Annotated in this window: 9 protein-coding genes; 2 read left to right on the top strand and 7 right to left on the bottom strand. The window is 73.7% G+C overall.

The window, feature by feature from the left end; all coding sequences use genetic code 11:
• Positions 1-73: 73 nt before the first annotated feature.
• The 3 genes from Q1B24_RS15885 to speB all read right to left on the bottom strand — a co-directional run bounded on the left by Q1B24_RS15885 (position 74) and on the right by speB (position 1,928).
• Positions 74-565, bottom strand: coding sequence for a MarR family transcriptional regulator (locus tag Q1B24_RS15885; protein ID WP_299930816.1), 492 nt, complete (start codon positions 563-565; stop codon positions 74-76).
• Positions 566-629: 64 nt separating this feature from the next.
• Positions 630-815: a hypothetical protein gene (locus Q1B24_RS15880; RefSeq protein WP_299930814.1), complete on the bottom strand. Its 186-nt coding sequence runs from the start codon at positions 813-815 to the stop codon at positions 630-632.
• A gap of 102 nt (positions 816-917) precedes the next feature.
• The gene (gene speB, locus Q1B24_RS15875; RefSeq protein ID WP_299930812.1) at positions 918-1,928 is read right to left on the bottom strand and encodes an agmatinase; all 1,011 of its coding nucleotides are present in this window, start codon (positions 1,926-1,928) and stop codon (positions 918-920) included.
• Positions 1,929-2,005: 77 nt separating this feature from the next.
• On the opposite strand from speB, the gene Q1B24_RS15870 reads away from it, so the two are divergent.
• Positions 2,006-3,307 (top strand): aspartate aminotransferase family protein, encoded by a 1,302-nt coding sequence (locus Q1B24_RS15870; RefSeq protein ID WP_299930810.1) that lies wholly within the window; start codon positions 2,006-2,008, stop codon positions 3,305-3,307.
• Positions 3,304-4,308 (top strand): formylglycine-generating enzyme family protein, encoded by a 1,005-nt coding sequence (locus Q1B24_RS15865; RefSeq protein ID WP_299930807.1) that lies wholly within the window; start codon positions 3,304-3,306, stop codon positions 4,306-4,308. The genes Q1B24_RS15870 and Q1B24_RS15865 overlap by 4 nt, the downstream gene beginning before the upstream one ends.
• A 22-nt stretch (positions 4,309-4,330) precedes the next feature.
• Here the strand turns inward: Q1B24_RS15865 and Q1B24_RS15860 are convergent, their stop codons facing one another.
• From Q1B24_RS15860 to Q1B24_RS15845, 4 genes are read right to left on the bottom strand one after another with little or no spacing between them, the layout of a single operon-like run.
• Entirely contained in the window at positions 4,331-5,470 is a 1,140-nt protein-coding gene (locus tag Q1B24_RS15860; RefSeq protein WP_299930804.1) for an SGNH/GDSL hydrolase family protein, read from the bottom strand.
• Entirely contained in the window at positions 5,467-6,063 is a 597-nt protein-coding gene (locus Q1B24_RS15855) for a TetR/AcrR family transcriptional regulator (protein WP_299930801.1), read from the bottom strand. Before Q1B24_RS15855 ends, Q1B24_RS15860 begins: the two co-directional genes overlap by 4 nt.
• Before the next feature lie 45 nt (positions 6,064-6,108).
• Positions 6,109-6,708, bottom strand: coding sequence for a DNA starvation/stationary phase protection protein (locus Q1B24_RS15850; protein WP_299930798.1), 600 nt, complete (start codon positions 6,706-6,708; stop codon positions 6,109-6,111).
• Between the two features lie 43 nt (positions 6,709-6,751).
• The gene (locus tag Q1B24_RS15845; protein ID WP_299930795.1) at positions 6,752-7,216 is read right to left on the bottom strand and encodes a DUF6328 family protein; all 465 of its coding nucleotides are present in this window, start codon (positions 7,214-7,216) and stop codon (positions 6,752-6,754) included.
• Positions 7,217-7,266 lie beyond the last annotated feature (50 nt).

Genomic DNA, 7,266 nt, shown 5'->3' with positions numbered 1-7,266 from the left:
ACGCCCCTGGCATCATTCCGCCCCCAGCCCACGCTGCCACGCTCGCCCAGATGACGCCTTGTTCAGCAGTCTCCTAGGCCCGGTCGGGGTCGTACAGGGCGGTCATCCGGCCGTCGGGGTCGAGGCGGGCGAGGAGCGCATCGCCGATCTCCTTGAGCTGGGCGAGCTGTTCGCGGCTGAGCGGGTCGAGCACGTGGCGCCGCACGGTGTCGACGTGCCCCGGGGCCGCGGCCACCACCTGGTCCCACCCGGCCCCGGTCAGCCGGGCGTTGGTGGCGCGGCCGTCCTCCGGGCAGGGGAACCGCTCGACGAGCCCGCGGTCCTCGAGGCGTCGTACGACGTGGGACAGGCGCGGCAGAGTGGCATTGGTGCGCTGGGCCAGGCCCGTCATGCGCAGGGTGCGCTCGCGGGACTCCGAGAGCATCGCGAGCACGAGGTACTCGAAGTGGGTGAGCCCGGACCCGCTGCGCAGCTGGTGGTCGAGGACGCCGGGGAGCAGCTCGGCGACGGCGATCAGACGCAGCCAGGCCTCACGCTCGGTGGGATCGAGCCACTGCGTCTCCATGCCCACAGGCTAGCCAATTGGTTGACAGGACAACCCTTGGCGGACCGCCTGTCGCAGGGGCGGGTCAGTGCGGGACGGGGCCGTGCTTCGCCGCGCTCCGGGCATGGCGAGCGGTGGTGCCGCGCTGCTCGCGGTTCGCCGCCACGAGGAACATGCCCATGCCCACGACGAAGAGGATCGCCATCGTCAGGAACACCAGTGCGAAGACAGTGGGCGACCAGTCGTGCTGGACGTACTGCTGGGGGAGCATCGCGGACCTCCGGGACTCGTCGGAACCTCCAGCGTGCGCGTCCGGACGCCCGGGCGGCAGGTCCGAAGGACCCGGGCCGTGCTGCCGGACGTCCCGGCGTGGTCAGCGGTCGAGGAGCGGCCGGGCCGGGTCCCAGCTCGTGCCGTCGCGCTCGTCGCGGCGCTTGCGCGCGATCGCGGACAGCGCCTCGAGGACCACGCGGTTGGCGAGCGCCGCGGTGATGTCGGCGTGGTCGTAGGGCGGGCTGACCTCCACCACGTCGATCCCGACGACGGGCAGCTCGAGGCAGATGCGACGTACGGAGTCGAGCAGCTCGCGTGCGGACAGGCCGCCGGGCTCCGGCGTCCCGGTGCCCGGCGCGTGGCCGGGGTCGCAGACGTCGATGTCGACGGAGAGGAAGACGCCTTCGCACTCGTCGGTCGCGATGGTGAAGGCCTCGGTGAGGCACTCCGGGAGCCCCCGGTGGACGATCTCGGTCATCTCGTAGGACCGCATGTTCTCCGCGGCCATCCAGTCGAGGGTCTCGGGCCCGGGCCAGTAGCCGCGGAGCCCGACCTGCAGGAAGCGGTCGCCGCGCAGCGCACCCGACTCGATGAGCCGGCGCATCGGCTGGCCGTGCCCCCACAGCGACCCGAACTCGATGTCGCCGGTGTCGGCGTGCGCGTCGAAGTGGATCATCGACACCCGGCCGTGGCCGAGCACGTTGGCCACACCCTTGGCGTCGGGGTAGGCGATGGAGTGGTCGCCGCCCAGCACGACCGGGATCGCGCCGGCCCGCGCCACCTTCTCCACCGCCGCCTCGAGCCGGCCGAGGGTGGTCTCGATGTCACCGGGCGGCAGCTCGACGTCGCCGGCGTCGACGACCCGCAGGTCCTGCAGCGCGTCGGTGCGCAGCGCCAGCGAGGGCCGGGAGCCGTCGTGGGGCAGGTAGTCCGTCATCCGGATGGCTTGCGGCCCGAAGCGCGTGCCCGGGCGGTGCGACGTACCCCCGTCGAACGGTGCGCCGACGACCACGACGTCCGCATCGGCGTACGTCGTCTCGTCGTCCAGGTCGCACTGCGGGACGCCGAGGAACGTGATGTCGGGCCCGAACTGGGCGCCGTAGCGAGCCATGCGCCGACTCTAGGGTCTCGTGCTCGCCCGTGTCCCCTGCGAGGCTGTGGCCCACGCACCGACGAGCGGGAGGCAGCATGGGAGAGGACACCTTCTGGACCGATGCCGAGCAGCACCTGATCAGGTACGGCGGCGGGTTCACACCGCGGATCATCGCCCGGGCGGCCGGGTGCTACGTCTACGACGAGCAGGACCGCGCGATCCTCGACTTCACGTCGGGCCAGATGAGCGCCGTGCTCGGCCACTCGCACCCCGAGGTGGTGCGCACGGTCACCGAGTCGATCTCGACGCTCGACCACCTCTACTCCGGCATGCTCAGCCGGCCGGTGGTCGAGCTGGCCCGCCGCCTGGCGACGAGCCTGCCCGAGCCGCTGACCCGGATGCAGCTGCTGAGCACCGGCGGCGAGGCCAACGAGGCGGCGATCAAGATGGCCAAGCTGTCCACCGGGCGCTACGAGGTCGTCGCCCTCGACCGGTCCTGGCACGGCATGACGACGGGCGCAGCGGGGGCGACCTTCTCCGCCGGCCGTCAGGGCTACGGCCCGCCCCCGGTCGGCAACCTGACGCTGCCCGCGCCCGACGCCTACCGCTCTCCCTTCCGGCGTCCGGACGGCAGCCACGACTGGGAGACCGAGCTCGAGTGGGGCTTCGCCACCCTCGACCGGCAGTCCTCCGGCAGCCTCGCCGCGTGCCTGGTCGAGCCGATCCTGTCGTCCGGGGGGATCCTCGAGCTGCCCGAGGGCTACCTCGTGCGCCTGCAGGAGAAGTGCCGCGAGCGCGGGATGCTGCTGGTCGTCGACGAGGCCCAGACGGGGCTCGGCCGCACCGGCACGATGTACGCCGTCGAGCGCGACGGCGTGGTGCCCGACATCATCACCCTGTCCAAGACCCTCGGAGCCGGACTGCCGGTGGCGGTGGTGGTGACGTCCGCGGAGATCGAGGAGCGCTGCCACGAGCGCGGGCACCTCTTCTTCACCACCCACTCCTCCGACCCGCTCGCCGCGGCCGTCGCGCTCACGGTGCTCGGCGTGGTCGAGCGCGAGGGGCTCGCGCACCGCGCGAAGGTGCTCGGCAAGGAGCTCGGCGACCGGCTGCTCGACCTGCACGAGCGCTACGACGTGGTCGGCGACGTCCGCGGCCGCGGCCTGCTGCAGGGCGTCGAGCTCGTCACCGACAAGGAGAGCCGCACGCCCGCCGACGCCCTGGGCCGTGCCGTCACCGCGGCCGCCCTCGACCTGGGCCTGCACATCAACATCGTCCAGCTGCCCGGGCTCGGCGGGGTGATCCGGATGGCTCCGCCGCTCACCATCTCCGAGACCGAGCTCCACGACGGCGTCGACAAGCTGGAGCGGGCGATCGCCGGCGCGGTGGCGCCATGACGTCGTCGGCGGACGACCCGGGCGAGGCCGGCGGCTCCTGCTGTGCCCCGACCGCGAGCCGGCCCGGGGAGGGGCCGACGGCCGCGCCCGTTCCGGCCGTTCCGCCCTCCGAGCGGAGCACCCGCGGCCAGGTCCGGATCCCGGCCGGGACGTTCTGGATGGGCGACAGCCACGGCGACGGGGACCCCGCCGACGGGGAGCGTCCCGTGCACGCGGTGCGCCTGTCGTCGTACCTCATCGACGCGAAGGCCGTGACCAACGCGCAGTTCGCCGCCTTCGTGAAGGCGACCGGCCACGTGACCGAGGCGGAGCGCGACGGCGTGTCCGCGGTGTTCCACCTCGCCGTGCAGGCGGCCCCCGCCGACGTGCTGCAGCGGGTGGCCGCCGTGCCCTGGTGGCTGGCCGTGCGCGGCGCCGACTGGCGCCACCCGGCCGGACCTCGGTCGGGCATCGGGGACCTGCAGAACCACCCCGTCGTCCACGTCTCGTGGCGGGACGCGCAGGCCTACGCCCGGTGGGCCGGCAAGCGCCTGCCCACCGAGGCCGAGTGGGAGCACGCCGCGCGCGGCGGCCTCGACCGCGCGCGCTACCCGTGGGGTGTCGAGCTCACCCACGGCGGCCGCTGGCGCTGCAACATCTGGCAGGGCGACTTCCCCCGCCACAACACCCTCGAGGACGGCCACCTCACCACGGCGCCCGTCACCGCGTTCCAGCCCAACGGCTACGGCCTGCACAACACCGTCGGCAACGTCTGGGAGTGGTGCCAGGACGCGTTCCGGCCCAGTGAGTACGCCGACCGGGCCGGTGCGGACGCGGTCGTCGACCCGCTCGCCGCGGAGCCGGACGACGTCCCCGACGCGCTGGTCCCGCGCGTGATGCGCGGCGGGTCCTACCTGTGCCACGACAGCTACTGCAACCGCTACCGCGTCGCGGCGCGCTCCTCGAACACCGCCGAGTCCGCCTCGGCCAACATCGGCTTCCGCTGCGCCAACGACGCCTGAACGCGCTGGGCGCCCGGTCCCGCTACCAGTCCCCCAGCGCCGCGAACCGCTCGCCGATGAGCCGGTGGGTGGCGGAGTCGGGGTGCAGGTTGTCGGGGAGCGGCAGCCGCTCCGCGTCCGCGGGGCCGTAGAGCGCGAGCCCGTCGACGTACGTCAGGTGCGGGTCGCCGCGTCGCTCGACCACCTCGGCCAGCACCTCGCGCACCACCTCGAGCGTCAGCGCGCCGCGCGCCACGGCCTCCGGGTCACCGGTGGCGACGAAGGCGACGCGCCCCTCGGCGAGCGCCTCCATGTCGGGGCCGGTCGGACCGGGCACGGCCTCGTGGATCCCGCAGAAGACGGGCGAGACCAGGCGGATCGGCGTCTCCGGATGGCCGTCGCGGATCGTGTCGAGCCAGCCGTGGAGGGCGGGGCCGAGGGCGCGACGGCGCAGCAGGTCCTGGTTGACCACGTTGATGCCGATCTTGAGGCTGATCACGTCGGCCGGGGTGTCGCGGATCGTGCGGGCGACGAACGGGTCGAGGAGCGCGCTGCCGCCGAAGCCGAGGTTGACGAGGTCGAGCCCCGCGAGCCCGGCGGCGACGACGGGCCACGGCTCGGTCGGGTGGACCGCGACCGACCCGTGGCTGATCGAGCTGCCGTGGTGCACCCACCGCGGCCGGTCGTCGGCGACCGGCGCCACCGGGGCGTCCGCGCGCAGCGCGATGAGCTCGGTCTGCTCGTCGTGGGGCAGCCAGACCTCGACGACCGCCTCGCCCTCGGGCAGCGGGATCACGAGGGTCGTCGGCTCCCCGGGGGTGAAGGTGCTGGCGCCGGTCATCATGTCGACGTCGAGCACGTTGCCGCCGGGCGCCTGCTGCCGGTCGACGAGCTGGCCGCCGACGAGGACGTCGTACCAGCCGTCGGGCCGGGCCGGCGCGCCGACGTAGCGCCGCTTGGTGGGCAGCACGTCGAGCTCGAGGCGGGTGGCGACCGTGCGCAGGACGAGGCGTACGCCGGCGGGCTGGGCCTCGACGAGGTGGAGCTGCGGGTCCTCGGACTGCGCACGCGCCCACGCGGGGAGGCGGTGGGGCAGCAGCCCGCGGCCGGTGCGCTCGAGCTCGAGCGCGCCCCTCACCAGCGGGGCGAGGGCGTCGAGGGTCGTCGGGCTCAGGGTGGTCATCGGGTCTCCCAGGAGCGGAGCAGCGTGTCGAGCCCGTCGAGCACGCGCTCCCACGTGTCGTCGGACGTGGGCACGGAGGGCCCGCCGTGGCTGAAGGCGCCGGCGGCGTCGAGCGCGGCGTAGCCGTGGAAGGTCGCACCGAGCAGGCGCACGGCATGCACCTCGTCGGCCTCGGACAGGCCGTAGGCACGCACGGCCGCGCGGGCGAGCTCGGCGTGGCGCGGTCCGGCACTGGTCGCCGCGGCCGACGCGTCGAGCGGCAGGCGGGTGGCGGAGTACCGCCCCGGGTGCTGGCGGGCGTACGAGCGCCACACGCCGCCGACGGATGCGAGCGCGGCGCGGCCGCTGACCCCGGCGAGCGCGTCGGCCACGAGGTCGGCGGTCTCGGCCAAGGCCAGCAGTGCGACCCGCGTGCGTACGTCGTCGGCGCTGCGGACGTGGGTGTAGAGGCTGGGCGTCGCCACCCCGAAGCGGGCGGCGAGCGCGGCGAGGGTGACGCGGTCGAGCCCCACCTCGTCGGCGAGCGTGGCCGCCGCCTCGGCGACGCGGGCACTGGTCAGTCCGGCACGCGGCACGACGACCCCTTTCCTCATGTCCTTAGGTTTGAACCTTAGAGCATGAGGAAAGGGGTCGGAGAATCAGCGCTTCTTCGACGCCCGTCGGGCCGCACCGACCTCGTCGGGCGCGCCGTCGGTGGCCAGCGCGCCGCTCGTGCCCTGGAGGTGGGCGCGGACGAACCACTGGTACTGCTCGAGGTCGGCGGTCTGCCCGATGAGGATGTCCTCGGTGACGGGGTCGTCGCCCACGGCCTCGATCGCGGCGCGATGGTCCTCGATGACGCCGCTGTAGACGACCTCGAGGGCCGCGAGGTGGGCGGTCGTGTCGGCGCGCGTGAGGTCGTAGTCGTCCCACGTGCGGGCGGCGACCAGGGCGCCGGGGAGCCCGTTGGGCGGCACCCCGAGGGTCGACATCCGCTCGGCGAGGACGTCGACCATGTCGCGGACGCCGTCGATCTGGGGGTCGAGCATCTCGTGCACGCCGATGAAGTGCGGGCCCACGACGTTCCAGTGCGCGTGCTTGAGCGTCAGCTGGAGGTCGTTGAGGGCGTGCACCCGCATCTGCAGGGCGTCGGCGACGGCGTGACCCGTCGTGGTGTCGAGCCCCGGGACCGTCAGCGGCGCGTCGGCGTCGCTCGTGACCGGGGAGGTGCGGGAGGAACGTGTCGTCTTCTTGGCCATGTCGCCAACCTAGGCTCGCCGCACAACCCTGCGCGCCACCTCCTCAGCGGGCGCTCGCGACCCGCTTCGGCAGCACGAGCAGGAGGCCTGCGAGCACCACCACCGAGCCCACGGCCGCCGCTGCGGCCGCCCGCCGGTCGTAGACCACGTCCACGACGAGGAAGAAGATCCCGCCCAGCAGTACCGCGATCATCACCAACGCGATGCTCGTGAGGCGGTGACCCGCCTGCACCAGCTCGGGCTTGGCGTCGGACTGGAAGACGTGGCGGTGGATGGCGACCGGCGCGAGAGTCACGCCTACGGTGCCGAAGGCCAGCGCCAGCAGGCCGACGTACCAGGCCCGCTGGAACGCGTCGAGCAGCTCGAAGCGGGACTGGAAGGGCAGCGTCGCGAGGAACCCGGCCAGCAGCTGGACGCCGGTCTGGCTCACCCGGAGCTCCTGGAGGAGCTCGTTCCAGTTGCGGTCCGCCCGCTCCTGCGGGGTCTCGTCGCGCGCCTGGTCGCCCATCCTCGCGACGCTACTCACGGCGCGACCCGCGCCCACCCCCTGACGGGTGA

The organism is uncultured Nocardioides sp. (genome assembly GCF_947488025.1).
Taxonomy (GTDB): domain Bacteria; phylum Actinomycetota; class Actinomycetes; order Propionibacteriales; family Nocardioidaceae; genus Nocardioides.
Note: the sequence above shows the minus strand (reverse complement) of the source record. Positions and strands in the feature narration are given on the sequence as shown.

Coding starts and splice junctions, on each gene's coding strand:
- Q1B24_RS15870 (WP_299930810.1), top strand. CDS start 2,006: ATGGGAGAGGACACCTTCTGGACCGATGCCGAGCAGCACCTGATCAGG.
- speB (WP_299930812.1), bottom strand. CDS start 1,928: ATGGCTCGCTACGGCGCCCAGTTCGGGCCCGACATCACGTTCCTCGGC.
- Q1B24_RS15885 (WP_299930816.1), bottom strand. CDS start 565: ATGGAGACGCAGTGGCTCGATCCCACCGAGCGTGAGGCCTGGCTGCGT.
- Q1B24_RS15860 (WP_299930804.1), bottom strand. CDS start 5,470: ATGACCACCCTGAGCCCGACGACCCTCGACGCCCTCGCCCCGCTGGTG.
- Q1B24_RS15880 (WP_299930814.1), bottom strand. CDS start 815: ATGCTCCCCCAGCAGTACGTCCAGCACGACTGGTCGCCCACTGTCTTC.
- Q1B24_RS15850 (WP_299930798.1), bottom strand. CDS start 6,708: ATGGCCAAGAAGACGACACGTTCCTCCCGCACCTCCCCGGTCACGAGC.
- Q1B24_RS15855 (WP_299930801.1), bottom strand. CDS start 6,063: ATGAGGAAAGGGGTCGTCGTGCCGCGTGCCGGACTGACCAGTGCCCGC.
- Q1B24_RS15865 (WP_299930807.1), top strand. CDS start 3,304: ATGACGTCGTCGGCGGACGACCCGGGCGAGGCCGGCGGCTCCTGCTGT.
- Q1B24_RS15845 (WP_299930795.1), bottom strand. CDS start 7,216: ATGGGCGACCAGGCGCGCGACGAGACCCCGCAGGAGCGGGCGGACCGC.